The sequence below is a fragment of the Catenulispora sp. EB89 genome, from assembly GCF_041261445.1.
Lineage (GTDB): Bacteria > Actinomycetota > Actinomycetes > Streptomycetales > Catenulisporaceae > Catenulispora.
In genome coordinates this window covers 602,530-626,697 of record NZ_JBGCCU010000003.1, presented here as the reverse complement: position 1 = coordinate 626,697, position 24,168 = coordinate 602,530, and the positions used below count along the sequence as shown (strand labels likewise).

Annotated in this window: 28 protein-coding genes; 22 read left to right on the top strand and 6 right to left on the bottom strand. The window is 66.4% G+C overall.

Annotated features, from left to right (window positions below; genetic code table 11):
• Positions 1-5 precede the first annotated feature (5 nt).
• The 10 genes from ABH920_RS09610 (at position 6) to ABH920_RS09565 (ending at position 8,564) form a co-directional block, all read left to right on the top strand.
• The gene (locus ABH920_RS09610) at positions 6-2,504 is read left to right on the top strand and encodes a type IV secretory system conjugative DNA transfer family protein (RefSeq protein ID WP_370348533.1); all 2,499 of its coding nucleotides are present in this window, start codon (positions 6-8) and stop codon (positions 2,502-2,504) included.
• Complete coding sequence (locus ABH920_RS09605; RefSeq protein ID WP_370348532.1) at positions 2,501-3,328, top strand: replication-relaxation family protein; 828 nt, start codon at positions 2,501-2,503, stop codon at positions 3,326-3,328. Before ABH920_RS09610 ends, ABH920_RS09605 begins: the two co-directional genes overlap by 4 nt.
• A complete protein-coding gene (locus tag ABH920_RS09600; RefSeq protein WP_370348531.1) occupies positions 3,325-4,263 on the top strand; it encodes a C40 family peptidase in 939 nt (312 codons plus the stop codon). Before ABH920_RS09605 ends, ABH920_RS09600 begins: the two co-directional genes overlap by 4 nt.
• Positions 4,264-5,017: 754 nt before the next feature.
• Entirely contained in the window at positions 5,018-5,248 is a 231-nt protein-coding gene (locus ABH920_RS09595) for a hypothetical protein (protein WP_370337486.1), read from the top strand.
• 112 nt (positions 5,249-5,360) lie between these two features.
• Entirely contained in the window at positions 5,361-5,777 is a 417-nt protein-coding gene (locus ABH920_RS09590; RefSeq protein WP_370348529.1) for a hypothetical protein, read from the top strand.
• A gap of 17 nt (positions 5,778-5,794) precedes the next feature.
• Entirely contained in the window at positions 5,795-6,385 is a 591-nt protein-coding gene (locus ABH920_RS09585) for a hypothetical protein (protein WP_370348528.1), read from the top strand.
• Positions 6,386-6,445: 60 nt separating this feature from the next.
• The gene (locus ABH920_RS09580; RefSeq protein WP_370348527.1) at positions 6,446-7,036 is read left to right on the top strand and encodes a hypothetical protein; all 591 of its coding nucleotides are present in this window, start codon (positions 6,446-6,448) and stop codon (positions 7,034-7,036) included.
• A complete protein-coding gene (locus ABH920_RS09575; protein WP_370348526.1) occupies positions 7,036-7,317 on the top strand; it encodes a hypothetical protein in 282 nt (93 codons plus the stop codon). The genes ABH920_RS09580 and ABH920_RS09575 overlap by 1 nt, the downstream gene beginning before the upstream one ends.
• Positions 7,318-7,360: 43 nt before the next feature.
• Positions 7,361-7,624: a hypothetical protein gene (locus ABH920_RS09570; protein ID WP_370348525.1), complete on the top strand. Its 264-nt coding sequence runs from the start codon at positions 7,361-7,363 to the stop codon at positions 7,622-7,624.
• 52 nt (positions 7,625-7,676) lie between these two features.
• Positions 7,677-8,564 carry a hypothetical protein gene (locus tag ABH920_RS09565; RefSeq protein ID WP_370348524.1) on the top strand — a complete coding sequence of 296 codons (888 nt, stop codon included), beginning with the start codon at positions 7,677-7,679 and terminating at the stop codon, positions 8,562-8,564.
• A 176-nt stretch (positions 8,565-8,740) separates the two neighbouring features.
• Here the strand turns inward: ABH920_RS09565 and ABH920_RS09560 are convergent, their stop codons facing one another.
• Positions 8,741-9,274, bottom strand: a complete 534-nt coding sequence (locus ABH920_RS09560; RefSeq protein WP_370348523.1) for a MarR family transcriptional regulator — start codon at positions 9,272-9,274, stop codon at positions 8,741-8,743.
• Between the two features lie 192 nt (positions 9,275-9,466).
• Here ABH920_RS09560 and ABH920_RS09555 point away from each other — a divergent pair, with 192 nt between their 5' ends.
• The 3 genes from ABH920_RS09555 (at position 9,467) to ABH920_RS09545 (ending at position 11,656) form a co-directional block, all read left to right on the top strand.
• A complete protein-coding gene (locus ABH920_RS09555; RefSeq protein WP_370348522.1) occupies positions 9,467-10,045 on the top strand; it encodes a hypothetical protein in 579 nt (192 codons plus the stop codon).
• A 56-nt stretch (positions 10,046-10,101) separates the two neighbouring features.
• Entirely contained in the window at positions 10,102-10,950 is an 849-nt protein-coding gene (locus ABH920_RS09550; protein WP_370348521.1) for a phosphotransferase enzyme family protein, read from the top strand.
• A 319-nt stretch (positions 10,951-11,269) separates the two neighbouring features.
• A complete protein-coding gene (locus ABH920_RS09545; protein WP_370348520.1) occupies positions 11,270-11,656 on the top strand; it encodes a GNAT family N-acetyltransferase in 387 nt (128 codons plus the stop codon).
• Here ABH920_RS09545 and ABH920_RS09540 read toward each other — a convergent pair.
• Positions 11,649-13,217 carry an asparagine synthase-related protein gene (locus tag ABH920_RS09540; protein WP_370348519.1) on the bottom strand — a complete coding sequence of 523 codons (1,569 nt, stop codon included), beginning with the start codon at positions 13,215-13,217 and terminating at the stop codon, positions 11,649-11,651. The two genes, ABH920_RS09545 and ABH920_RS09540, sit on opposite strands and share 8 nt — an antisense overlap.
• Positions 13,218-13,238: 21 nt before the next feature.
• Positions 13,239-13,385, bottom strand: a complete 147-nt coding sequence (locus ABH920_RS09535) for a hypothetical protein (protein WP_194911444.1) — start codon at positions 13,383-13,385, stop codon at positions 13,239-13,241.
• Between the two features lie 96 nt (positions 13,386-13,481).
• On the opposite strand from ABH920_RS09535, the gene ABH920_RS09530 reads away from it, so the two are divergent.
• Positions 13,482-14,672: a hypothetical protein gene (locus ABH920_RS09530; RefSeq protein WP_370348518.1), complete on the top strand. Its 1,191-nt coding sequence runs from the start codon at positions 13,482-13,484 to the stop codon at positions 14,670-14,672.
• Here ABH920_RS09530 and ABH920_RS09525 read toward each other — a convergent pair.
• The 3 genes from ABH920_RS09525 to ABH920_RS09515 are packed head-to-tail and all read right to left on the bottom strand — an operon-like array spanning position 14,661 to position 15,747.
• Positions 14,661-15,107, bottom strand: coding sequence for an ATP-binding protein (locus ABH920_RS09525; protein WP_370348517.1), 447 nt, complete (start codon positions 15,105-15,107; stop codon positions 14,661-14,663). The genes ABH920_RS09530 and ABH920_RS09525 overlap by 12 nt on opposite strands.
• A gap of 3 nt (positions 15,108-15,110) precedes the next feature.
• Positions 15,111-15,419 (bottom strand): hypothetical protein, encoded by a 309-nt coding sequence (locus ABH920_RS09520; RefSeq protein WP_370348516.1) that lies wholly within the window; start codon positions 15,417-15,419, stop codon positions 15,111-15,113.
• A 4-nt stretch (positions 15,420-15,423) separates the two neighbouring features.
• Complete coding sequence (locus ABH920_RS09515; RefSeq protein ID WP_370348515.1) at positions 15,424-15,747, bottom strand: recombinase family protein; 324 nt, start codon at positions 15,745-15,747, stop codon at positions 15,424-15,426.
• Between the two features lie 228 nt (positions 15,748-15,975).
• Here ABH920_RS09515 and ABH920_RS09510 point away from each other — a divergent pair, with 228 nt between their 5' ends.
• The 8 genes from ABH920_RS09510 (at position 15,976) to ABH920_RS09475 (ending at position 24,124) form a co-directional block, all read left to right on the top strand.
• The gene (locus ABH920_RS09510) at positions 15,976-17,142 is read left to right on the top strand and encodes a helix-turn-helix transcriptional regulator (RefSeq protein WP_370348514.1); all 1,167 of its coding nucleotides are present in this window, start codon (positions 15,976-15,978) and stop codon (positions 17,140-17,142) included.
• 13 nt (positions 17,143-17,155) lie between these two features.
• Positions 17,156-17,884, top strand: a complete 729-nt coding sequence (locus tag ABH920_RS09505; protein ID WP_370348513.1) for a 5-formyltetrahydrofolate cyclo-ligase — start codon at positions 17,156-17,158, stop codon at positions 17,882-17,884.
• A 738-nt stretch (positions 17,885-18,622) separates the two neighbouring features.
• Positions 18,623-19,522 (top strand): hypothetical protein, encoded by a 900-nt coding sequence (locus ABH920_RS09500; protein ID WP_370348512.1) that lies wholly within the window; start codon positions 18,623-18,625, stop codon positions 19,520-19,522.
• Positions 19,523-19,754: 232 nt separating this feature from the next.
• A complete protein-coding gene (locus tag ABH920_RS09495; protein ID WP_370348511.1) occupies positions 19,755-20,303 on the top strand; it encodes an SAF domain-containing protein in 549 nt (182 codons plus the stop codon).
• Positions 20,303-21,025, top strand: coding sequence for a hypothetical protein (locus ABH920_RS09490; protein ID WP_370348510.1), 723 nt, complete (start codon positions 20,303-20,305; stop codon positions 21,023-21,025). The genes ABH920_RS09495 and ABH920_RS09490 overlap by 1 nt, the downstream gene beginning before the upstream one ends.
• 5 nt (positions 21,026-21,030) lie before the next feature.
• Positions 21,031-22,326 (top strand): CpaF family protein, encoded by a 1,296-nt coding sequence (locus ABH920_RS09485; protein ID WP_370348562.1) that lies wholly within the window; start codon positions 21,031-21,033, stop codon positions 22,324-22,326.
• The gene (locus ABH920_RS09480) at positions 22,323-23,228 is read left to right on the top strand and encodes a type II secretion system F family protein (RefSeq protein WP_370348509.1); all 906 of its coding nucleotides are present in this window, start codon (positions 22,323-22,325) and stop codon (positions 23,226-23,228) included. Before ABH920_RS09485 ends, ABH920_RS09480 begins: the two co-directional genes overlap by 4 nt.
• Before the next feature lie 179 nt (positions 23,229-23,407).
• On the top strand, positions 23,408-24,124 hold the full coding sequence (locus ABH920_RS09475) for a type II secretion system F family protein (protein WP_370348508.1): 717 nt from the start codon (positions 23,408-23,410) through the stop codon (positions 24,122-24,124).
• Positions 24,125-24,168: the final 44 nt, after the last annotated feature.

Here is a 24,168-nt window from a genome sequence, read left to right as displayed (position 1 = left end):
GCTCCGTGAGCGATCCGCTCGGTCAGCTCTTGGCACGTGTCGAGCACCTCATGTCCGTCGGCTCGGCATACGCTGCAGGCTGGTGGCCACAGGCCACTGCGGCACTCGGTTCCGGAGCCACAGTGCCAGCTGCAAGCCGTCACTGCGTCCGCCGACTTCGGATCCGCGCCCAACTGCGGGAGGCCAGGCTGATCCGGATCCTGTTGCCGGCCTCCGTCGATCAGCACTCCGGCGCCGCGTTCTGGGCGAACCTGCACGGCCTCGTGCGTCCGCCCCGGCGCCGGATCTGGCCTGGGCAGCCTCATCTGTCGTTCGAGTTCTCGTTCAGTTCCGCCGGAGTCCAGCTCCACATGTGGGTTCCGGGCAGTGTTCCTCCCAGCATGATCGAGCGAGCGATCGAAGCGGCATGGCCCGGTGCGCAGACGGAGACCGTGCTGTCTGCAGGTGCTCCTGTCCCGACTGAGCCGCAGCCGGTCCGGGCTGTTGGCGGCCGTCTTCGCCTTGCCCGGCACGAGATTCACCCGCTACAGGACCGGTATTCCAGCGACCCGCTGCGGGCGCTTCTCGGCGCGTGCGCCGATCTCGGGACGCGCGAGCATGCCGCCGTTCAGGTCTTGGCACGACCCGCCGCTGGCCGTCGGCTTCGGAAGTTCCGCAGTGCCTTGCGCTCTTTTCGGAAGGCGCCGACTTCGCGGAACTCGGTGAAGACCACCTTGTTCGATCTGACGACGCCGGGGCTGCGAGGCAAGACGACCGCGGTCCGCGCCGATCTGGAGCATTCTGCAGAGCTCCGTGCCGCGATGGCCAAGAGCGTGGGACCGCTGTGGGAGACGGTCGTCTACTACGTGGTCACGACGATGGCTCCGGCGTCCGCAACAGCGGCTGAGCGGCGTTCGGACGTCGGCCGGCTACGAGGCCTTGCGCACGCGATCGCTTCGTCCTACGCCGTCCACGCGGAACGCAACTGGTGGGCGCGCAAGACCATGCCCGGACTCGTTCGAGCGGTCACCGAGCGCCGCTTCGTCCGCGGGGACCTGCTCAGCCTGACCGAGCTGGCAGCGATCGCGCATCTGCCGTTCGATCCTGACGCGCCAGGCATCAGCCGAGCTGGCGCGAGGTCGGTCCCGGTGCCGCCCGCAGTCCCTGGTCCATCGTCGGCGGCGAAGCCGCTCGGTCGGTCCGACGCGGGCGGTACACGCCAGATCGGTCTCGGCGTCACGGAGGCGCGGCAGCATCTGCACATCGTCGGTAAGACCGGCTGCGGCAAGTCGTCCCTGCTGGCAAACCTGGCACTGGCCGACGTCGAAGCTGGCCGCGGAGCCGTCGTCATCGATCCGAAGGGCGATCTGGTGAGGGCTGTGCTGGAACGTCTTCCGGAACGCGCCGTTGGGCGCACCGTGCTCATCGATCCGGAGTACGACGGAATCCGGCCCGCGATGAACGTCCTGCGCGTGGAAAATGACCACGAGATTCCACTGGTCGTTGACAACCTCGTGGGCATCTTCCACAAAATCTATGGCGCGTACTGGGGCCCGCGCACCGACGACATCCTTCGCTCCACCGCGCTGACGCTCCTCAAGAGTCGAAGTCCTGATCACCCGCCGACATTGATGGATATCCCGGCCCTTCTGACCGCCGGCGAGGCTGCCCGCTCTGCCATCACGTCCCGAGTCCAGGATCCGATGCTCGCCAGCTTCTGGGACTGGTACTCGCAGCTCTCTGACGGAGCCCGAGCACAGGTCATCGGGCCGTTGATGAACAAGCTGCGGGCGTTCCTGCTGCGCGACTTCGTGAGGCAGACCGTTGCCGCGCCGACGTCGAACTTCGACATGGCAAAGGTTCTGAACGGCGGCGTGTTGCTCGTCCGGATCCCGAAGGGCGTCCTCGGCGACGAAACCACACGCCTGCTCGGCTCGCTGGCCGTGGCTGGCGTGTGGCAGAAAATCCAGGCCCGGGCTCGCCAACTGGAAGCCGATCGTGCAGACAGTGCGCTCTATCTCGACGAGGGGCAGAACTTCTTGACGCTGGCCCATCCTTTGGAGGACATGTTCGCTGAGGCCCGTGCCTACCGCTTGTCGATCGCCTTCGCGCATCAGAACCTCGGTCAGCTCTCGACCGAGCTTCGCGAGACCTTGTCGGCGAACGCTCGGACGAAGATCTACTTCAACGCTTCACCCGAGGACTCTCGCCTGATGGAACGGCACACGGTCCCGACGCTCACTGCCTACGACCTGTCCAATCTCGGGGAGTTCCAGGCGGCTGCCCGACTAGTGACCGGCGGACAGGAATCCCGAGCCTTCACGCTCAGGACCACGCCGCTCTCGGAGGCAGTTCCCGGTAGGGCCGAGGCTGTCCTGGCAGCCGCCGCCGCGCAGTGGCCGGCGGCAGCGAAGACTCCGACGCCTCGACTCGTCGCCGACCCCCGCACGCCACGCGGCCTCGACGACACGCTCGAACTCGACCTCGATCCCGAATCGCTCCGGCAGGCAGGTGGTTCAGCATGAAGATCAACCAACGGGACCTGCTCGCCGCCGCGAACAGGCTCACCGAACGCGATCGCCAGATTCTGCACCTGCTTGGACAGCACCAGGTGCTCACCACTCACCAGATCACCCATGCGTTCTTCGGGAACTCACGGGTCGCCCGCCGACGCATTCAGGTTCTCGACGAAGTCGGACTGCTGGACTGCTTCCGGCCGCCGCTGCCGGTCGGGACCAACCCGAAGCACTGTGTTCTGACCGCGCTCGGAGCTCAAGCCGTCGCGAGCCTCGATCAGGAGTCGGACCTGGTGCCACCTCGTGCCGTCTTGGCGGAGAGGATCGCACTGCGGCCCGACCTTAAGCATCTCGTTGGCGTGAACGACGTCTTCTGCAGCCTGCTTGGCTCCGCGCGCGAGACGCGCGAGGCGAGCCTGGACCTGTGGCTGTCCGAGCGGGCGTGCGCGAAGGCCTGGGGAACGTACGTCCGCCCCGACGGGTTCGGCCGGTGGCGCGAAGGCACACGCAGCATCGACTTCTTCCTCGAATACGACACCGGTGTCGAGAACAGCGCCCAGATCCTCGCCAAGCTCCCCGGCTACGAAGCCATGACCGCCGCAACCGGCATCAGCACGCCGGTCCTGTTCTGGCTCCACTCCGCTCGCCGCGAACACGGGCTGCGCCAACGTCTGGCCCGCGCGGGATCGCCTGTCCCGATCGCCACGGCAAGCGGTGACTCGACAGCGGCTGCCCCCGCGGATGCCGTCTGGCAGCGTGTCGGCACCAAGGCCGATGGTCGTGTCCGTCTCATCGACCTCGGTGGCGGGGCCAGTTCCGGGGAACGTTTGTGACGGCGGGACGTATCGCGGTGGGTGCTTCGTCCGCGCTGCTCCTTCTGGTGATTCTTCTGTCCGCTGCGGCGGCTGCCGTCGTCGAGTCGATGACCTCCTCGTTGGACGTGTTCAGCGTGTCTTCCAGCCCTGGAGGCCGCCACATCCCTGACGCAGACGGAGAGATCCCACTGCGCATGTATGAGCTCTACCACGATGCTGCGGCGACCTGCCCTGGCTTGTCTTGGACGGTGCTCGCGGGCTTCGGGAAAGCAGCGTCAGACCACGGTCGCCACCTGGGCAAACAAGGACTCATGGGGATCACCGCGAGCCAGTTCCAGCAGCACGCCGACCCGATCCCCGCGGGCGGCGTATCGCCTGCCTCACCACTCGATCCGGTCGACGAGGTCTATGCGGCGGCGAGAACAATCTGCGGCTCGGGACCGGCTACCGAGGCCGCCGCAGCGGTGCGCCGAGCAACAGCCGATCCAGCATCCGCGGTCCGGATCATCGAACTGGCCGACGTCTACGGCCGCGCCCCCAGCAGCAACTCGTTCATCGCCGTCGCCGCCCGCTCCGCCCCAAGCGTGGCGGCACGTCTCGCGCTCGAATACGCGGGAGCCCAGATGGGCCTGCCCTACGTCTGGGGCGGCGACGGCCCCGACCGAGGAGGAGTCGGTTTCGACTGCTCGGGGCTCACTCAGAGCGCGTACCAGGCCGCCGGTATCGCGATTCCCCGGACGGCCACGGATCAGTTCAAGACGGGACGGCCCGTCGCCATGGCCGACCTGCGCGCCGGCGATCTGGTCTTCTACGGCGACCCGAACGGCTTCTTGCATCACGTGGCGATGTATGTGGCTGCTGGGCTCGTCATTGACGCGCCCCATCCCGGCGCTGTCGTTCGCCTGGACCCGGTCGCGGCCGACGACTATGCGGGTGCGCGGCGTGAGCAGTGAGTCTCCACCCGACTGCTTGAATCGCCGAGATGATCGCGCCAGCCATTGAAAATCTCGGCGGGGGATGATGTGCGAGATATGATTGTGGAGCTAACCTTGAAGGCATTGCCATCCGCCCGTCCGCGCGCACATGAAGTCGCGCGATTGGCGAACATTGAACCGCCTAGGCGATGCGCGTAACTGCCCGATTGGCCGTAGAGTCATGCTACGTAAACTGAAGAACTCAACGTGGACCCCGGACGGCCGGTTCCGTTACCCGGTCCGAAGGTGTGCCGTTGGGTCTCCGCTTAGACAGGACCACCCAGCGGCAGCATAAAACAGCTGGTAGGGGCCACGTTTTCACGCGCTCGCGCAACTCGGGCCGATCGTGGCTTCCCGATGGAGTGTCGTCAGCCGGCTCGCCCCAGCCTTGGCTTGCTTGTCATCCGGCTCACTCCAGATCTGCTTTTCATAAACAATCTGCGATTGTTTATGAAAAGCATCTACCGTGCTCGCTGGCGATGCGCTTTTGTGCTCCCGCATTTCGACTTCTCTCGAGTCAAAAACCCGTGCTCCGAATGGGTGAAGAAAAGGGCTGTTTGGGCTTGATTGGGCGGTTTCAATGGTGAATGATGGGTATATCAAGAAGTGAGGGGAACGAGAGAACGTCGAATCCCATAAAGGGCTCGGCAAGCGCGCGGGAACGCGCTCGCCGAGCGACGGGCTCCCTGACCGCTCCGCAAGACACCGTCAAACGCCCAGCAAGGAGCAGCCAATGAACCCTGACCACATTCTCTCTCAGCTACGCGAGCTTTCCGCGCACGCCATGCTGAAGAAGACCGAACCGCCACGAGGCGGCTGCCAGTCCCCTGACTGCGGGCACAAGTACCGCGCTGAGACGATGGCCGCGCGGTTCCTGGAGCTGGACGAATCACTGTCCCACGGCGGCATTTACCCGACCGACTGGGCCACTCCGCTGATCCCGGCACAGCGCACCAAGCGCTGATCCCCGGCGCGGCCTGACGCCGCGCCATTCAGACCGGCCGCCGGGCCGACCCCTTCCCCCTAGAGCCCGGCGGCCGTCCCTCCCCACCACTTCAACGTGCGGCGGCGCAGCCATGCCCGAAATGGCCCGCGCGCCGGAACGGAGCTTCGTCATGCCAGTTTTCACCCCTGAGCAGCAGCCGGACATCTGGCCTCTGCTGCGCGCGGCCGGTTTCCAGCAACGCCAGGTTCCTGCGCGAGTCGGTGCGCGTACGCAAGCGCCGATGCGCATGTTCTACCAAGCTCCGGACCACCTCGTGGTGCTTCTGGAGTACGTCGTCCAGCGTCCGGCGGGCGATGTCAAGGTGGCCGAACTCGCCGTCTATCCCGAGCTGTCCGATCTGCGGGTGGCGACGGCTCCTCCCGTGGAGCGTGCTCACGCCCGTTTCTTCGCCGTCCCGTTCGAGCCGCGTACGCCGGTCTCCGTGATCGGCGCCGCCACCATCGCGGCGCTGACGGTGAGCGTCCCGCGCCGGACCAAGCGGTACTGAGGAAAGGAACGAACACCATGACCTCAGCACGTATCGCAAAGACGGCCGTGGCACAGTCCGTCCTCCTGCTCGAAGAGTTCATCACACGCGGCTGGACCGTGAATCAGCATCCAGTACGCGACGACGCCGACGTGTCGCAGGCAGCGCTCCTCACGCCGCCGAGCGGGGCCGTACCGGTGAAGCTCGCGATCGTCACCGAGCCGAATGGCGGCGCCAAGCTCGCGGAGTTCATCTACGAGCCGACGCGCGGCACGGGCAAGGGGAGTAGCGGTGCGCCCTGTTTCTGGCGCATGAGCATCTTCGACGCCCCGGCTTCGGCGATCCTCGCGGCCGCGCGTGTCGCGATCACCGATGAGCACGGCCCGACCTTCAACACCGCCACCTACGAGGGTTGGGAGGCCTGCTCCACCCACACCGCCAGCGGTCATCTGGCGTCAACCACCTTCGTCCACCCGACCGGACAGGTGGCGGCTTCCTACCACTATCCGGACGTGCCGGGGGAGTGCGGCGCCTGGCTGATCTACGGCCCGGTCTGCTACGCGGACGCCACCGGCCATACGCCCGGACCCGTCATCCGCGCGTTCGCGGAGAACCTTCTCACCAGCTGACCTCCTGCCGCCGGGCGCAGGAGCGCCCGGCGGCTCCTGAACGTAGGGAGCCACTCTGTGATGGAACTCAACTCGGATGTACAGCGGTACATCAGCGAATCCCTGATGGCCGACCTTTGGCAGACACGCCAGATCGCGCACCCGAGCTACCCCGGGTCGAAGTGGGTCCTCGTGGGGCCGCAGCATCGCGGACGCCTGGTGATGATGACCGATCTATTCGAGGCGAGCGCTCGCCTGGCGGTCAGCGGCGCTCCGCTCTCCGGACACGTCGCGCCGGATTGGCACCTTGAGGCACGCTTCGCATCGGCCGAAATGATTCTGGCTATGGCGCGGGTCGCCGAAACCGCCTCGAACGCGGAGCCGGTCGCGTGGTCGCAGCATCTTCTGAACCGGCGCCTGCGTGCGGTCGGTTGGAACCGCGTCACCGGACGAATTCGTGCCCTGTTCGGCTCTACGGCGGAGTGGGAGAGCCCGGGCGGCAACTACCGGCTCAAAGTGTCGGTTCATCCCGAACACCGCGCCCGAACCGCTGAGCTGTGGGGCCCCGAGGCTCTGGTCTCGATCGGGGCGACTACCCCGGTCGCGGTCGTGGTCAGCCTCGCCGAAGCCATCTCCGGCAAGCGGTTCGACAACGGAGAGGACCTTGCCTGATGTGTGCGGACTCCACGGATCTCGCTCTGCTGAAGTACTTGGAAGGTGAGCCCGAAGTCGTGCGCTCTGCGGCCGGTCTGTGCGGTGCTGCCGCACGGTTCCGGGCAACGCAGGCCGCGCTGACCGCAGCCAACACACGCCTGCTGGCTGCGCTGGCCGAAGCCGGAGTGCCGACGAAGGACCGCGCACAGATCGCGTGCGCGTTCGTTTTCCTCAACCACCGAGTCTGCGAGGTCAGCAACGCGGCTCACGCGGAGGAGGGCGGAGACGATGAACTCTGACCAGAGAGCGAAGCGGCGGACAGATCTCGGTGCCGTCCACACGATGCCGACCCGGGACGAGATCCGAGATCAGCAGCCGACCGCCACGTCGGCTCCGGGCGGCCCCGGTGCCGTTCCGCGCGTTCTGCTCACCGCTGGCGAGCAAGCGGCTCACGTCGTGCCGGAAAGCTGCGTGAACTTCACGCTGCCCGGAGGCGGCGCCGTGCTCATGACGGTGCCGACGGCGCTGTCGAAGCGGGACGCGCTGTTCGCCGCGAGCATCGTCCGGGACTTCCTCACCTCGCTCGCTGAACGAATGAACGCCTAGCGGTTTCTCGGTGGGCCCGGCCAGACCGGTCGGGCCCACCGATCCCGCCCGCGTGACCGTCCAGAACGACCAATGGTCGGAGGAACCCGTGAACCTTCTCGCCCGCTCCACCCGCTCTGCGGTGGTACCGACGACGTCGTCAGCCGACACGCCGCCGATCGAAACGCCCCGCTCGGTCCTGATCGCGCTCCGGCTCGGCGGGACTGTGTCGTTGATCGCGATCGCCGTGATCAGCTTCGACGTCCTGACCGATCTCGGCCGTCAAGCAGGCCTGCACCGGCTGTCCGAACTCTTCCCGCTCGCCGTGGACGCGTACGCCGCCTCAACGCTTTACACCGCCTACCGCCTCCCCAGCGGCCACCCCGCGCGCGACCAGGCGAAACGCACTGCGCGCTACGCCCTCGCGCTCACCGTCTGCTGCAACGTCCTCGACCACGCCCTGGCGCTGGCCGGCTTCCTGATCCCCACGATCGTTCGTGATCTGATCCTGGTAGTCGTTGCCTCGTTGCCGCAGTTGGTCGCGGATCGGGAGCTTGACCTGCTGGTCGCCGTCACGGCCCATGGGCAACTCGGCCAGGCGAGCGGCACCCGTGCTTCGGACCCGGAATCGGACGCTTCTGTGGACGATACAGCCGGTCAAGCGGACGTTCTGACTGCCCGCGAAGAGGCATGGCTCAAGATCGGCGGCCCGGTCTATGACCAGCTGCGGGAGCTGCACGGCCGCCGCCCGACGGAAAAAGCGTTCCGGGAAGCCCTGGCGCAAAGATTGGCCGTCCAGACCGATCAGGACACCGGTCTGGGCGGCCAAGCGGAGTCAGCGCTCATCCTCGGTGAGGGCGTGTCGCTGTCCACCGCCAAGCGGGTCCGGGCACTCGTCGAGTCCCGCCACCCACCGGACGCACATGCGGCCATCGACAAGGAAGCCTCAGAACCGCAGTGATAAGCCGCGACCCGAGGGACTCGCGGCGGTGCCGTCCGTACTGACGGCGCCGCCGCGAGTCCGCGCCTTCGGGCGTCCGTGATCTCACCGGCGCGTGAGCCCGAGCCGGTGGGAGGTAGCAGCCGGCGACCGGGATTGGCGGGATCTCCTGTCCGCCAGAGGTCTGCATCTTCGCCTCAGAGCTCGAACAACGGCACGGTCGCGTCGTCCAACACCAGTTTCCAACCGTCGGCCAACCGGCCCCCGCTGAGACCTCTCCTCTCTACGGGACAGACAACGCCCTGCTTCTCCAGGCTGGCGAGCATCTCGACAACGCTCGTACGGGACAGGGCGGTAGCCCACTCGATGTCGCCAATCGTCAGCTCCGGCCGGAGCGCGAGAGCGGTCAGAACCTTGTCGCGCGCACAGGGCGCGACAAGGGCTCGCACCATGGGCAACGCTCCCGAGCTGGCGACCAGATCAAGCACCGTCGCCGAGGCAGACCAGAGAGCGCGAACGGATTGTCCATCGAGACCCGTTCGGTTGACGGACATCGCAGCGCCAAGCGACTCGAACCGACGCAGCGCACGCTGTGTCGTGGCCAGCGACAGACGAGCGGCTACGGCGATGCCTGCGGCTGATGCTTCGGGACGCTGGACGAGCGCGACCAGCACAGCCCGCTCACTGGCCGAGAACCGCAGAGCTTCTTTCGTCTTGCGCGTGCTGGGCACGAGGCACCTCTTTCATCGTTCTGTCAGGTGCTCTCATCGGCGCATGCCGGGGTGGTGTCGATCGCCACTCCAGAGACAATCTGTGGATAACTGCCGGCCGCAGGGTGACAAGACTTTGATCTATGGCTTCAGCGGTGCGATGTTGGAGGGTTGATCCCTGCTTCGCGGCACGCCGCGCCCTACCGTTGAAGAGTGACGAGCGCGAGCCCCCGAGACGGGGATGGTGACGGGTTCTTACAGCAGCTTGCGGCCATGAAAGAGGTTCGTCTTGGGCCCTGTGGCCGTCGGGTCAGGCTGCGTCGCTGGGTGAACATGCTCATCACGCCGATCCACTTCCGTGGACAGGGCGGAATCGGCTGGAGGACGTTTCTCTTCGTCTCGTGCTTGCTCGGCGGCTACGGAGCGCTCGTCTGGGAGGAACGCTCGTCGAAGATCACCGCGGTTCTCGACACCGACCGGCGTGCCGGACTTGACCTCCGCATGGCGACGGCCGGCGACGAGTCCACCTGGAAGATCACGAGCTTCTGGGCCTGGCCGACCGGCCGTGGCCGCGGGCTGGACGTAATCCGCGCGGTCCTGGCCGCAGCGGACGCCACCGACACCGCCCTGCTGCTGAACGCCGCCAACCGCCGGCTGGCAGTCCGGTACTACGCACCGCTCGGCTTCGTCGTACGCCCGGGGCAGGAAGCGGCCAAACGGCCGTGGATGGAGCGGCTTCCCGGTGCGGTGCCTGCGGAGGCGGAGTCGATCACGCGTGCTGCCATAGCCTGATCTCCGAGTGCTCCTAGAGTCTGGAGGATCCGCTGTTCGCTCAGGTAGCACAAGAAGTGCTGGTTGATGCCTTGTCCTGTGCGGGGTTGCCGCAGGACGGTTGGCACATTGTTCGCATCGGCGAACGCGCCGTGTTCAGCCACGATGAGATGGGCCTGATCGCCAAGGTCGGCCGCTCCACAGAGCGGTTCCCAGCGGCCAAGCGTGAAGTGCGTGTTGCGCGGTGGCTGACCTCGTCCGGCCTACCGGTCGAGTATCCGTTCGACGTTGCGCAGCCGGACGCCACCTGCGCGCTCCCGGTGACGTTCTGGCACGCGGTGGCCGGCGAGTGGACGACCCCGGATCGGCTCGCGGAAGTCCTCAGGGAGCTGCACAAGTTGACGCCTCCCGCATACCTCGCGCTGCCGAAGCTCGACCCGTTCGCGCGGATGCGCGAACGGCTTGCCGGCTCGGCAGGCCTCGATGCCGAGGTTCGCGAAGAGCTCGAGTCGATGATCGCCCAGCGGGAGGCCGAATTGTCGGTCGCTCTGGCTGGTCGGGAGGAGGTCGTACTCCACGGTGACGCGAACGTCGGCAACATGCTGCTCACCGCCGAGGACGAGGCGATCCTGCTCGATCTGGAAGGCTTTTGTCTCGGGCCCCGCATCTGGGACCTGATGATCACGGCCGTGTACCGAGACCTTGGTTGGCATACGGAGGCCGAGTACGTCGCGTTCTACGCCGCCTATGGCGAAGACCCCTCCGACGATCCCGCGTTCCCCACAGTCGAGGCGGTCCAACTGCTCCGCATGGTGTGTTGGTTAGCGCAGAGGGCCGCTGACGATCCGGTCATCAGCGACGAATTCACGAGGCGGCTGGCTGATCTCCGCGATCCGGACCGCCCGCGTAGTTGGCATCCCTACTAGAGAGTCCATGCAGCATGCCTCATGGCGGCTGTCTGTACGGGGACCGCTGCTAGGCAGCTGGCAACGACGGAGGCTAGATTCTTCCGCGTCCGGGCACGTCGGCGCAGCCAAGCGTGGAAGACTCGGGTCATCTGTTGACCAGGCCGTTCCGCATGGAGGTGTCCGCATGTTGGCGATGCGGCGGGCTCGCCCCGACGATGTATCCGCTGTGGCAGCCGTGATCGCGGCCCGGTCAGAGTGGATGGAGAGCCGAGGCTTGCCGAGCTGGCGGGAAGCCATCGATGACCTTGCCGGCCAGGCGGCAGTCGACGGTACCGCGATGTGGGTCCTGACCTCTGGGAAGAGGGTCATCGGCTGCACGACCGTCGCCGACGACAAACCGGCCTGGGGCTGGACGCCCGACGAAGCCGCGCAGGACTGCCTCTACCTGTTCACGACCTGCACGGACCCGGCGTGGCGGCATTCCAAGCCGGGATCGCTGATCGCTTGGTGGGCAGTGGACAAGGCTGCGCGCGAGGGCCGGAAGTTCGTCCGGCGCGGGACGATCGAGGTCGATCTCATGAGGTACTACGCCACGCAGGGCTTCGAGCTGGTTCACGAGGTGCAGCGGAAGAACAACCTGGTGTACCTCATGGCCCGCCGCGCCCAGCGTCTCCCCGAGGTGGAGCGCATGTTCGCGGCGGGCACGGCGGAGCTGGTCAGCTGAGGAAGGCGCGAGTCGCCAGGTCCAGGTGAACGACTTCCAGGAGCTTGGATTCGTCGCCTTCTGCGTAGTTCCCGTCCTGCATCCGCTTCACCGCCGCAGAGACTGCGTCCGGGTCGACGAGGCGATCATCGAATAGTGGCGAGCCGTCAGCGAGCATCCGTTCGAGCAGCGTGACGCCGGAGCCAGTCAGGGCGCGTTCGACGATCTCAGCGAACGACTCGCGATGAACGGGCCGCACTACCTCCATGCCCAGCCCGAGGCTTTCCAGCAGTCGGCGCTGCAACTGCTTGAAGTCGCGCCAGTCATACGGCAACTGCTCCCCGAACTCGACCAGCGCCGGCCACGCGAACGGATGGATCGGCCAGACGCCGGAGCGCAGTAGGGGAGGCGCCGTGGACTCCAGCGCCAGCAGGGTCATTGAGTTGATCGGTGCGGGTGGCGCTGTGCCAACATCGGCGTACTCCAGCAGCGTGGCTGCGGCGGGCCCGACCCATGGAGGCAGTATCGGCATTCGGTTCAGATCCAGATGGGGCGCCTCCTCCTGTGATAGGGCCACCAGCTCGTCGCCTCCCAAACCGGTCACTACCGCGGTTGCACCCTTCGCCGCGAGCGCGCGGGTGAGCAGGCTGAACGGATAGAACAGTGGCTCCTCGTAGGGGCTGATCAGCTTGCCCTGCACCCGTGTGCACTCCGGGTCCAGCGGCAGCAGTCTCGCTGCGTCCACTGTTGTGTCGTCGTCAGCGAACGGCAGCGTGTCCCGCATGCCGAGGCGACGTCGTTCCTGTTGAGCCCGGCCGGGACCGTCGATCAGCAGTGCGGCGGTGCGCACTTTGTGAGGGCGTCGCTTCGCCGCAGTCGTGCCGATGCATCCGGAGTCGAACCCGCCGGACAGGTGGAACACGGTGGATTCCGCATCCCAGGGATGAGCGTCCAGCGCCTCGTGCAGCAGCTCGACGAACGCACCGAGGACATCGGCGCCGTCGGCCAACTCGCGCGGGTCGTGGTGCAATGCTGGCTGCGGGTAGCTGATGACGAGGCTGCCGCCAAAGTGTGCGGTCGCGCGCTCGGTGAGCCGGTGGATGCCCTCGAAGACGGTCTGAGTCGAATACCTCGGTCGGAATACCAACAGCCGGGCGACTTCCACCGCGTGTAGGCGTCCGGCGAAGCCTTTGAGGTCGGCCATGTCCCAGGACCCGTGCAGGCTCGCCGGGCTGGCGGACAGGTACAGGGGTGTCGTTCGTGCGGCCCCGGCGGTCACCGTGACGGGCAAATTCGGCGCAGTACTGATCACGACCACATCGCCCGGCCAGTTGGCCGCCGTGGCGGCTCGCTCGTCGAATTGGGCGTGACCGATGCCGTGAACTCCGGGGACGGCGGCGACGCAGCCGGCCATCTTCTCCCGGACCACGATCAGCACGCGCTGACCGTCGGTGTAAGCGGTGTGCTCGACCATCGGGTGGTCGATCGGCGTGACGCGGCTGGCGCCGTCGGCGGCGGTGTAAGCGCCGCCGACGAGCGTCCAGGAGGCGTCCGCATATGGCGTGAGCTGGAACGTCAGCACGTCAGCGGCCCTCCTGCCCGATCACAGAGCCGTGGTGTCGTACGTGTGCGCGGTGTCCGACGAGCCGGACTTCTTCTTGTACTCGTGCGACTCGGCCAGGCTCTGCACTCGGAGCCGATCCGGCCCGATGAACAGCGCTGCCTTCCTCGCCTTGGTGACCGTGGTCATCGTGCTCTCCCATCTGTTGAGCGGGGCGCGGAGTCGCCCCGTCATTGCTCATGCAACTGCCGATAGCGGCGGTGGCAGAGAGGGAATACAGGGGATATGGCAGGGGGTAAATCAGGGGACACGCACAGTGATCTTGCTGCGCTGATTCTCGCGCGGCGCTGTGAGCTGCATAAGTCGCAGCGTGACGTGGTCGATGAGCTTCGGACCATTCGGCCAACCTTCGACCGCTCCGAATGGCGTAACTGGGAGAAGGGCAAAGTGGTGCCGGGCCGGTTCTGGCTGCCGCACGTCGCTGCGGTGCTGGAACTTGAGATCGGCGTGTTGCGAGCGGCGAAATCGCTCCCAAGACAACGCTCAGCTGGCAGGATCGAACCAGCCGAAACCGTCGAGGAGAATCCTGTGCTGGATCGTCGCGACCTGCTGCTGGGTACGGCCGGGCTGTCCGTTGAGGCCGCGATGTTCCGGCCCACCGGAATCACCGAGGCGCCTGAGAAGCTGCGTACGCAGCTCGCCAAGGCTCAGAACGACTTCCGCCTCGGCAAGCACGCGGCGCTGGGTAAGCGTCTGCCGGGTTTGATGGATCGGGCGGTATCAGGGAGCGATAAGCGTCTCACCACGGACATGTGGACGCTGGCGACCGAGTATCTGATCAAGACCGGGCAGGACGACCTGGCTTTGCTGGCCTCCGATCGCGCGGCGACCGCCGCCGCCGAGTCTGGTGACCGGCTCGCCCAGGCCGAAGCCGAGTACTGCCGCTGCATGACCCTGCGGCACTCCGGCCGCTCTCGCACCGCCTACACGATCACGGCTGACGCCGCGAGCAAGCTCGCTGACGGAGGACTACGCACGTCCGACGACTTCGCCACCTACGGGCATCTCTTCCTGACGGCCGGATACAGCGCCGCCAGCGCTGGCGATGCAGGCCGTGCTGAGGATTACATGCGCGAGGCGGAGTCCATCGCTGCACGCTTCCCGTCGGACGTGGCGCACGGGATGTGGTTCTTCGGCCCGGCGCAGGCAGGGCTTTACCGGCTGTCCATGGAGAACGCTCTAGGCAACGTCGGGGGCGGGGTAAATGCAGCTCGGGCGCTGGACCCGGTGAGGCTCCCGACCCCTGAGCGCCGTGCGCGCTACTGGATCGACGTCGCTCGGCTCTACGGCCAATGGACCGGTCATCAAGTTGACGTGGCCGCCGCTGTTCGTCGCGCGTATGCCGAAGCCCCTGGCGAGGTCACCTCCAGGCCGAAGGTCCTGGAACTGGCTCGCAACGCGGGACTATCCACGTAGGTCGCTCAGTAGCGGGAGGCAAGCCTCGTTCTCGCCGTCGGGGCTGACGTTGTCAGGAATCGGGATCTCGGCCCACACACCGCGGGCGTGGTAGTCACCGAAGACTCCCCACCTCAACGACAGGCCGGCGACCATGGCCAGGCCTCGGCCGGCCTCGTCCTGGTCGTCGTCGACCGATTGGATCCGCGGCACGTTGAGCCCGCCGGCGTCGTCCACGCGCACGTGCCAGCGATCGATGAAGGCGGAAAGATGCAGCGTGAAGGTGCCGCCAGGGCGACCACTGGCAGAGTGCCGGACGGCATTGGTGGCGAGTTCTGACGCGACCAGCACCACGTCGTCGACCCCGGGATCCTCGCCAAGCGTTTTGCGGACCCACACACGCGCTTCGTGTACGCACTCTGTGCTGCCCGGGAGCGTGAGGGAGTAGTGGGACACGGCTCACCCCGCGGCGTTCGTTCGAGCGCGGATCATGGCTTCGAAGCCGTCACGCTGTCCCTGGGAGACGCGCCGACAGTCCCGCCCCCTGTCGCAGCCGTAGACGTCCTGGACGATCGACCAGTCCGGAGCAGCTACTTCGAAGCGTTCACCTGCGCACTCGATGTGGCTGTGACCTGCTTTGACCTGTCGCACAGCCGCGTTGACCGTTTCGGGATCGATGCCATGGAGACGGAAGGCGTCCAGACGTTCGAGGATCTGCCGCTCTGAGCCCCGGAACGCCGCCGATGCACGTTCGATCTGATCGCTCATGACCTCACCACCGCTTTCCTTGGACGACCCAGACATGGGCGCCGGTCTCGCTCTGAATGTGCTGACGCATGGCTTCTTGGAGTCCGGGAAGCCGAGCGAAATGCCACAGCGACGGAACAAGTACGTTCCTGGTCTCAGACCTCTTGAGACGTTCGATCAGGCCATCGAACGCCGGGTTCTTCGCTCCCAGGTGTTCGATGAACACGTCCTCCAGCGAGAAGCCCTCCTGCCGCGCGAACGTCTCCAGTTCCGCTGTGACGCGCTCGGTCTCGGCCGGACAGTCTGCGTCCGTTGCGATCCGCATGTAGCCGTAGATGGGTAACGCCATGGCTGCCCCTTGTCATCGCTGACGTTGGTTGGTCGGGGCCGAGCCGACGTTTTGGGGGATGACGAGTCGTCGGCCCGGCTGCTACCCAGCAAAGCCCTCTGATCAGCGGTGTCCCACAGCGGCCATGCCGCACTTCTGAGGCGTTTTTGAGGCACTCTTCGGTTTGACCTGCGATTACGTAATGAAGTGGCTACGCTACGGAAGGGCCCGGATGAGTGAGGTGATGAGGTGGCGAGCAGGCGGGTCAAGTTCGCGAAGCGGCGCAAGGCAGCCGGATTCACCCAAGAGCAGCTGGCGCTGTACCTGGGCATCGAACGTTCGACCGTCGTCCGATGGGAGGCGGCGGAGAACGAACCGCAGGCATGGCTCCGCCCCAAACTTGCCCGTGCGCTCCGGGTGTCCGCCGAAGAGCTCCAGACCCTCTTGGAAGACATCACCATCATTCAGAGCGAGCCTGGCGAGCGACTGGCCTACGTGCTGCAGCATCCGTCGAGCGTTGATCTGGTAGCCGTGGCGCATCTTCACGAACGGATCCGCCAGCTCGACGAGTCGTACGACAAGTCTCCGTCGACTGCGCTCGTCGGCGTAGCCGGCCATGTTCACGGTCAGATCACGTATCTCCGCCAGAGTGCCACGGGCGGCCGGGTCCGGAAGGCACTCGGTGAGGTTGAGGCCGAATCCGCGACCTTCATGGGCCAGCTGGTGTGGGACGTCAGCCAGCGACGCGATCACAACGGCCCGGTCGAGTACTTCGACCAGGCGGTGAGCGTTGCACGCCAAGTCCGGGACCCGTTGACCGAGTCGTACGCGGTACTGCGGAAGAGCTTCGTCGCGCTTTACGGAGAGAAGGACGCCGCCAAAGGGCTGACGCTCGCGGACGAAGCCGCCGAGGTGGCCAGTCTGTGCAGTCCTGCGCTCACCGGCCTCAGCCTGTTGCACGTCGCGGAAGGCAGCGCGATGGGCGGCGACCGCAAAAAGGCCGAGGCCGCCCTTGGCAAGGCTGAAGCCCAGTTCGACCGCGTCACGCCCGACGACACCGTCGCCGACAACTTCAGTCCCAACGAGTTCAACCGGCTCGCCGGGTCCTGCTTCCTCTCCCTCGGTCTGCCCGATCTCGCCGAACCACTGCTCCGAAGGACTGTGTCGGCGCTCGTGGCGAAGAAGAAAAGCCAGTCGATCGCGCTCGGCAATCTGACCCTGAGCCTGATCCGACAGGGAAAACGGGAAGAGGCCGAAGCCTCGATGCACCAGACGATCGATGCTGTCGAACTGACCCGCGGCGGTGGTGGTCTGAACATCGTCTTCCAAGCTGGCCGGGAGCTGCGCCCCTGGCGCAGTGAGCCGTCGGTACAGGAGATCAACGATCGGCTACTTGCGTTGATGGCTGCCATATAGGTAGTGGTGGACGATGACCGACGTTCTTGGAGCCAAGCAAGCCGTTCGTGAGCGAGTCTGGCGCATGCTCATCGACGCGTCGGCGGTGCCGGCCGACTCCTACGGCAAGATCCCTGGCTTTTACGGCAGTGAACGTACGGCTGAGCGTCTTGCGGAGACGCCGGAGTGGCAAGCCGCGCAGGTGGTCAAAGCCAATCCGGACCGGGCTCAACTCGCCGTCCGATCGCGCGCGCTCGAAGATGGCAAGTTGCTCTATATGGCGGTGCCGAAAATGGCGACACCTGAGCCTTTTTACGTCCTGGACCCCCAAACGCTCACGGTCTCCGCACGAGAGGCGGCCGAGAAGCGACAGACCGCGCAACTTGCCCCCCGCATCGGCACGGACGCCATGCAGCCCATTGACGTGGTGATCTGCGGCAGCGTAGCTGTGAATCGGTCTGGAGCCCGGATCGGCAAGGGAGCCGGCTACTCGGATCTTGAAGTGGCTCTGCTTACCGAGGCCGGACTGGTGACGGCCAAGACAGTGATTGTCGCGCCCGTGCATGCTCTGCAGGTCATTGACGAGCCGATCCCCGAGACCTCGCATGACTTTCGTGTGGACCTGATCGTGACGCCTGATGAAGTGATTCGGTGCGAAGAGCCGCGCCGGCCTACTGGCCTCGTGTGGAAGGACCTTCGCGACGATCAAATTGCAGCAATACCAGCACTCTCATTGCACAGGCATCGGAGTGACAATCCATAGCCTGGTCACGCCGCGCAGCTGACGATGTAGTCGCCAGAGTCAAATTCTCCCGTCACTCGATCGAGTGATCTTGACCTTTCTGTCGCGTCCATCCTTTACTTCATGGATCGCTATGGAAAGTCTAGATCTCTGCGAGGTGAGGCGTACCCGCCAACAGCGGGTAGGCGAGGTGAAGGAGCGTCCCGGCTTGGTTTCGTCGAGACTTATCGCGTCCTGCGTAATCGCAGTCGCTTCGATGGCTGTGGGGTGCTCGTCAGCTGAGCCGAAGCCGATGGGCAAAAGAGTTGTGCCGTCCGCCAGCCCGTCAACCGCTGCCGCCTCCGGCGCAACCGACCAGGCTCGCTCCGACGCCTTGAACGCCTATACCGGCATGTTGACAGACACGACGGTCGCCGCGCGAACAGCAGACTGGAAGGACTCCGCCCTCACTCACCATGCCACTGACCAAGCGCTGTCCGAGCTCGTCAGCATCTTGTATCAGGAGCAGTCCCAGGGCCTGGTGTCCCGCGGCGCCCTGGTATCGCACGCCCGAGTGGTTCAGGTTTCGTCCGGTACCCCGCCCACGGCCGCGATGATTGAAGACTGTGCGGACACCGCTCCGTGGCCTGAAGTCGACCCCAAGACCGGGCGCCCTCCGGCTGGAGCGGCGTCTGGCGGCAAACGTTTGATCCGGGCCCGCGTAGCAGAGGCTGATCTGGTGTGGCGGGTTACCGACCTGGCGATCAATCCGATCGGATCGTGTACGTGAACGGGCTACCGATGGCCGTTGTCGGACTGTTCGCCAGAGCGGTAACACTGGCCGGTCCGAGCTCTCCGCTTCCTCCTGCACCGCATGCCCCGATCCTCACCGACGCGTTCGTGGGCGCGCACTGCTCGAAGAACCCGGCCGCTCCAGAATGCAATTTCAGCATCGACGGCAGATCCTCGACCAAGCCAGCGAGCGTCTCGAAGGCCGGACCAGCGAACGCATCAGACGTGCGTGTCTGCCAGGAAGTACCTGTCTTCATTCCGCTGGTGCAGCACGTCGTTACGGTTGGAGACCCATCCGTGGCGGGCCGAATGACGCAGCAAGAGTGCACCGTCAACGGACGCATGGTCGACTCTTCCCTCGTCTTCACCCCGACCGATCCAGCTGCCCCGGCGGTCAGCGCTCAACAACTCGCGCAGCACGCGTATCAGGCATTGGTGATGCCCAAGCCCGATGTCGGGATGAGCCCGAGGGCCGATGTGCCGCAACTGGCGGGCTTGCCGGCGTGGCTGTGGTTGAAGCCTGGTTCGTGGAGTTCGAAGTCGGTGACGCTGGCGGCCGGTGGTGTGACGGTGACGGCAACGGCGACGCCACGGCAGGTCGTGTGGTCCATGGGGGATGGGACGACTGAGACCTGCGCAGGTCCCGGGACCCCATTTCCGGAGCATCCGACCGGTGATGGGACGGCACCGTCACCGACTTGTGGCCATACCTACCGCCGGAGTTCTGCAACGGAGCCCAGCGGAGCGTTCCACATCACGGCGACGGTTGCGTGGCGGGTGGACTGGACGGGATTCGGGCCTGGCGGGACGTTCCCCGACGTGGAGTCCTCCACCGGATTCCCGGTGCGGGTCATCGAGGCGGCAGCGCTCGTAACCAACAGCCATTGAAGATCGTTGACGATCAAGATCGCTGAGTTCTGATATCCAATCTCTGGCGTTAGGCGAGTTCATCGTGCGTTCCGTCATTCCTGGCCAGGCCCCGCCCGCGGAGGCGCAGCCTGAAGAGGCACCGCGCCCGAAGACCAGGTCTGTGTGTCGGCTTGCTTCGACGCGCCGGCTTCGCCCCGCCTACCTGAAGGCAGGGGCTGGTCTGGTCGCGCTGTGTGGGGTGGGCGGCGGCGTGCTTCTGTCGTCCATCGACGGCCGGATTCCGGTGCTGCAGGTCGCCACACCGGTTCCGGCCGGACAGAAGGTGCTCGCCGCCGATTTGCAGACGGCGGAGGTCGCCGCCGACTCTGGCGTCGGGCTGATTCCGGAGTCGCAGGAAGACCAGGTTGTTGGACATATCGCGGCGGTTCCGCTGGTGGCTGGGGATTTGATGACCCGGAACAAGGTCGGGGCGTCGGCGGTCTTTCCGCCAGCGGGTCAGGCGGTCGCACCAGCCGAATTGAAGGCAGGAGCGTTCCCAGCGGAGTTGAAGGCCGGCGATCAGGTGGCCGTGCAGATCAATGCTCAGGACCAGGGATCCCCGCAGGTCTCTCAAGCGCCCGCCGATCCGCTGAAGAACGCGATGATGGCGACCGTTGTGTCGGTGAAGGACGCGCAGCAGACCGGCTCGGTAGATGTGTCCTTGCTGACCGACGAGGCATCGGCCGCCCGGATCGGCCAGGCCGGGAGCAATCCCGTCTCGGTAATCGTGTTGGCTCCTGGTAGCGCGGGTGGTTCCTGATGCTGGTCGCGGTGGCGTCGGTGAAGGGCGCGCCGGGAGTGACGCGGCTGGCGATGACCCTGGCGGCGCTGTGGCCGCACAATATCTCGGCGACGCTCATCGAGGCGGACGCTGCCGGCGGAACACTCGCCGGCCGGTTCGGCCTGGCCTCGACGCCATCGCTGACGACCCTTGCTGCGGCGATGTTCCCGGCAGCCCAGGACGTACGGATCGGCGAGCACACGCAGCAACTCCCATCGGGGCTGCCGGTCGTGGTCGCGCCGGCCGATCCTGCCGGCGTGCAGGCGACGGTCGCGGATCTCGCGGCGACCGGCGGCCTGCTGGAGCAAGTGTCCGCTGATTCCGAAACGACCGTGATTCTCGACTGCGGTCGCGTTGACGTGCGGCGACTGTCTCGGGCCCTGTTCCTCGCCAATGAAGTCCTGTTGGTGGTGCGTCCGGTGCCCGAGGAAATCGGGCTGTTGGACGTGGCGGTCAAGTCTTTGCAGGCGGCTGGAAGCCGAGTGCGCCTGGTCTTGCGTGGAGCTGGTTACACCACCGGTGAGATGAGCCGCACGCTCGGAGTCGAGGTGGCAGGTCGCCTTCCGGACGCGCCGGAGACGGGGTTCTTCGTCAGGAGCCGTCGAAACGTCTACGCGCGTTCGGTGCAGCAGATCGCACTGGGCATCGGCGGCGCTCGTTCGTCCGCGGCACCTGTCGCGGTGTCGGAGGCTGTGGCGTGACGACGATGCTCGATCCTGCCATGGCGGCGCGAGTCGGAGATCGTGTCGCCGCCCGCTTGGTCGCGGAATCTAAGCAGGATTCGTGGGACCCGGCGAATCGCCGAGCGGCGGTGGACCGCCTCTGCGCACAGGAGTTGCAGACCGAGGTAGCCGCTGCCCTGTCAGCGGGCCTGCCGTCGCCGCGCCGGGAGGTCACCGACCAGGTGGCCAGGTCAGTCGCCGATCGGCTCCTCGGCTTCGGCGGCCTGCAAAGATATCTGGACCTCCCAGGGGTGGAAGACATCGACGTCCTGGGCCACGACGTCGTCTTCGTCAAGTACGCCGGCAAGCGCCGCGAACGTGGTCTCTGGCCGGTGGCGGCCAGCGATGCCGAGCTGATCGATCTGGTGGGGACGATCGCCGCAAGAAGCGGAATCGAAGAGCGCTCCTTCGACCGGCGCGCTCCGATCTTGTCGATTGGACTGCCCGACGGGTCGCGGCTGTCGGCGGTCATGGCGGTCAACAAGCGCCCCAGCGTGACGATCCGCAGACATCTGCACCGCGACATCGACCTCGACGAGTTGGTGAGACTCGGAACGATCGACGTCGCGCTGCGCGACTTCCTGACCGCCGCGGTCCAGGCACGATGCAACATCTTGATTGCCGGCGGTATGGGAGCAGGCAAAACCACGATGCTGCGGGCTCTCGCGACTGCCATCGATCCCTACGAAAAGCTTGTCACGATCGAGGATGCCTTCGAGCTCGGCTTGGGCGCCGATCCGGAACGGCACGCGGTCGTGGACGCACTCCAGGCACGTGAGGCCAACGCCGAGGGGGTCGGCCGGATCAGCGCTGCCGGCCTCGTCCGCGCCGGACTTCGGCTGTCCGCAGGCCGCGTGATCGTCGGCGAAGTCCGAGGCGACGAGACCCTGCCCATGCTCCTAGCCATGAGCCAGGGCAACGACGGGTCCTTGTCCACAGTGCATGCGGAATCTGCGGACGCGGCATTCGATCGTCTGATCACCTACGCACTGCTCGCGCCGGAGCGCGCTCCGGCGGAGGCCGTCGCGCGACTCGCGGCGCACGGCATCGATCTTGTGCTTCATATCGCCGAGTTGGGCGACGGTCTCCGCGTGGTGCGCGAAGTCGCCGAAGTCACCGGGTCCCACGCTGACCAGGTGGTCACGAACAGGCTGTACCAGCCGGGACCGGACGGCATCGCCGTGCGGGCGACCCCGCCGTCTACCTCGCTCACGGAGCGTCTGGCCACGGTCGGATACAACCCGTTCGCCGCACGCACGCAAGAGAGGCAGGGCTGGTGAACGGCACGCAGCTACTCGGCGGGCTCTTCGGTGCCGGAACCGCCATCGGCTCGCTCATGATCGTCAAAGGCCTGCGGCCAGCGGACGAAGAAGCGTCTACGGCTCCTTCGCGTTGGGCCTCGCTCGTCGCGAGCCTGAGCCCGCGACGATTGACCGGCCAGAAGCCGCGTGTCGCTGGTTGCGCGGCTGGCGCAGCCGCACTGATGGCGTGGACCGGTTGGCCGGCGATGGCCGTGATCGGATACCTCGCGCTCTGGCACCTGCCGCGCATCCTCGGTCCCGACAGAGTGTCGCGCCACGCGATCGAGCTGTCCGACGCTGTCGCCACATTCGCCGAGATGCTCCGGGATACGTTGTCGGCCGCCGCAGGGCTACAGCAGGCGGTCATGGCTGCCGCACCCCTGGCACCAGAGCCGATCACTGCGCCCTGCATGCGGTTGGCCGAGCAGGTCGATACGGGTATGCCGCTGGCGGAGGCCATCGCGGTATGGGCCGATGCGATTGCCGATCGCCATGCCGACGCGGTCGCCGGCTGCCTGATCATCGCCTCCCGCAGGCAGTCAGGAAACACCGCGGCGGTGTTGAACAACGTCGCCGCCTCTGCCCGCGAACAGGCGTCGATCCGGCGGCGTGCCGTCGCCACCGAGGCCAAGCCTCGCACGTCGGTCCGTATCACCATCTGCGTGGTGCTGGCGCTGTTCGGGGTGTTGATGTTCGGCGATCCGGCCTTTATGGCCCCCTACGACAGCTTCCGTGGACAGGTCGTGCTCGTCGTCGCCGCCGGGGTTTTCGGCGTGGCACTGCGTTGGATGGACACGATCCTGCACCCGGAACCCGAGCCACGAGTGCTCACCAACCTGGCCGCCATCGCGACTACCAGGCGGGAGGTCTCGGCGTGGTAGCCGTCCTGCTCGGGGTCGGCATCGGTGCTGGGCTGTGGCTCCTGCTCATCGGCCTCCGACCACCGGCCCCCTCCGCAGCGTCGGTGCTGGCGCGCCTGTCCACACCGGCACCCGCCGTCGCGCCATCTCGTGCTTCGCAGGAGCCTGTCAGCGGTTGGTCGGCGCGGGCGGGCCGGCGAGTGGTCCCGCTGCTGGCCAAGTCGGGCCTGCCAACCGCCAAGGCTCGGCGTGACCTTGCGGTCCTCAACCGCAGCGCTGAAGACCTTCTGGCACAGCAGGCCGCGACCGGGGCAGCCGGACTGATCCTGGCACCGGTGGCAGACCTGTGGTTCGACGCGCTCGGCCTACATGTCCCGAGCGTCTTCCTGGTGCTGGGGGCGGCAGCAGCCGCTGCGGTGATGTTCTGGACACCGGTCATGAGCACGGCCGCCGCCGCGAAGGTCGCGCGTGCCGAGACCCGAGCCGCGCTGGCGATGTTCCTGGAGTTGGCCGGCACGTCTTTCGCGGCCGGGGGCGGCGTCGAGCAGTCGCTGCATGACGCTGCCGCGATCGGCGATGGGCCGACGTTCACCAAGTTGCGCGCTGCTCTGGCGGAAGCCCGACTCGCACGTACCCCCGTCCCCGCAGTCTTCGCCCGGCTCGCGCACGAGCTGGACTCGGCCGACCTGGCGCAGTTGGCGGCTTCGCTGGCGCTGACCGGTTCCGAAGGTGCTCGCATCAAGGATGCGCTGGCCGCCAAGGCGCAGGTCTTGCGTGCCAGTCAGCTCGCTGACGTTCAGGCCGCCGCCGAGGCTGCGACCGAGCGGACTGGCGTACCGATCGGGCTGATGTTTCTCGCCTTCATGATCGCCATCGGTTTCCCCTCGGTCATGAAGGTCCTCGCCGGGTTCAACTGATCCGGCATCCGTCTACCCGCAAAGGAGCACCACCCATGATCTCC

Excerpts from the sequence above, each read along its gene's own strand:
- ABH920_RS09605 (WP_370348532.1), top strand. The coding sequence starts at position 2,501 with ATGAAGATCAACCAACGGGACCTGCTCGCCGCCGCGAACAGGCTCACC.
- ABH920_RS09595 (WP_370337486.1), top strand. The coding sequence starts at position 5,018 with ATGAACCCTGACCACATTCTCTCTCAGCTACGCGAGCTTTCCGCGCAC.
- ABH920_RS09590 (WP_370348529.1), top strand. The coding sequence starts at position 5,361 with ATGCCCGAAATGGCCCGCGCGCCGGAACGGAGCTTCGTCATGCCAGTT.
- ABH920_RS09585 (WP_370348528.1), top strand. The coding sequence starts at position 5,795 with ATGACCTCAGCACGTATCGCAAAGACGGCCGTGGCACAGTCCGTCCTC.
- ABH920_RS09580 (WP_370348527.1), top strand. The coding sequence starts at position 6,446 with ATGGAACTCAACTCGGATGTACAGCGGTACATCAGCGAATCCCTGATG.
- ABH920_RS09575 (WP_370348526.1), top strand. The coding sequence starts at position 7,036 with ATGTGTGCGGACTCCACGGATCTCGCTCTGCTGAAGTACTTGGAAGGT.
- ABH920_RS09570 (WP_370348525.1), top strand. The coding sequence starts at position 7,361 with ATGCCGACCCGGGACGAGATCCGAGATCAGCAGCCGACCGCCACGTCG.
- ABH920_RS09545 (WP_370348520.1), top strand. The coding sequence starts at position 11,270 with ATGTGGGTCCTGACCTCTGGGAAGAGGGTCATCGGCTGCACGACCGTC.
- ABH920_RS09535 (WP_194911444.1), bottom strand. The coding sequence starts at position 13,385 with ATGACCACGGTCACCAAGGCGAGGAAGGCAGCGCTGTTCATCGGGCCG.
- ABH920_RS09530 (WP_370348518.1), top strand. The coding sequence starts at position 13,482 with ATGGCAGGGGGTAAATCAGGGGACACGCACAGTGATCTTGCTGCGCTG.
- ABH920_RS09520 (WP_370348516.1), bottom strand. The coding sequence starts at position 15,419 with ATGAGCGATCAGATCGAACGTGCATCGGCGGCGTTCCGGGGCTCAGAG.
- ABH920_RS09515 (WP_370348515.1), bottom strand. The coding sequence starts at position 15,747 with ATGGCGTTACCCATCTACGGCTACATGCGGATCGCAACGGACGCAGAC.
- ABH920_RS09505 (WP_370348513.1), top strand. The coding sequence starts at position 17,156 with ATGACCGACGTTCTTGGAGCCAAGCAAGCCGTTCGTGAGCGAGTCTGG.
- ABH920_RS09490 (WP_370348510.1), top strand. The coding sequence starts at position 20,303 with ATGCTGGTCGCGGTGGCGTCGGTGAAGGGCGCGCCGGGAGTGACGCGG.
- ABH920_RS09485 (WP_370348562.1), top strand. The coding sequence starts at position 21,031 with ATGCTCGATCCTGCCATGGCGGCGCGAGTCGGAGATCGTGTCGCCGCC.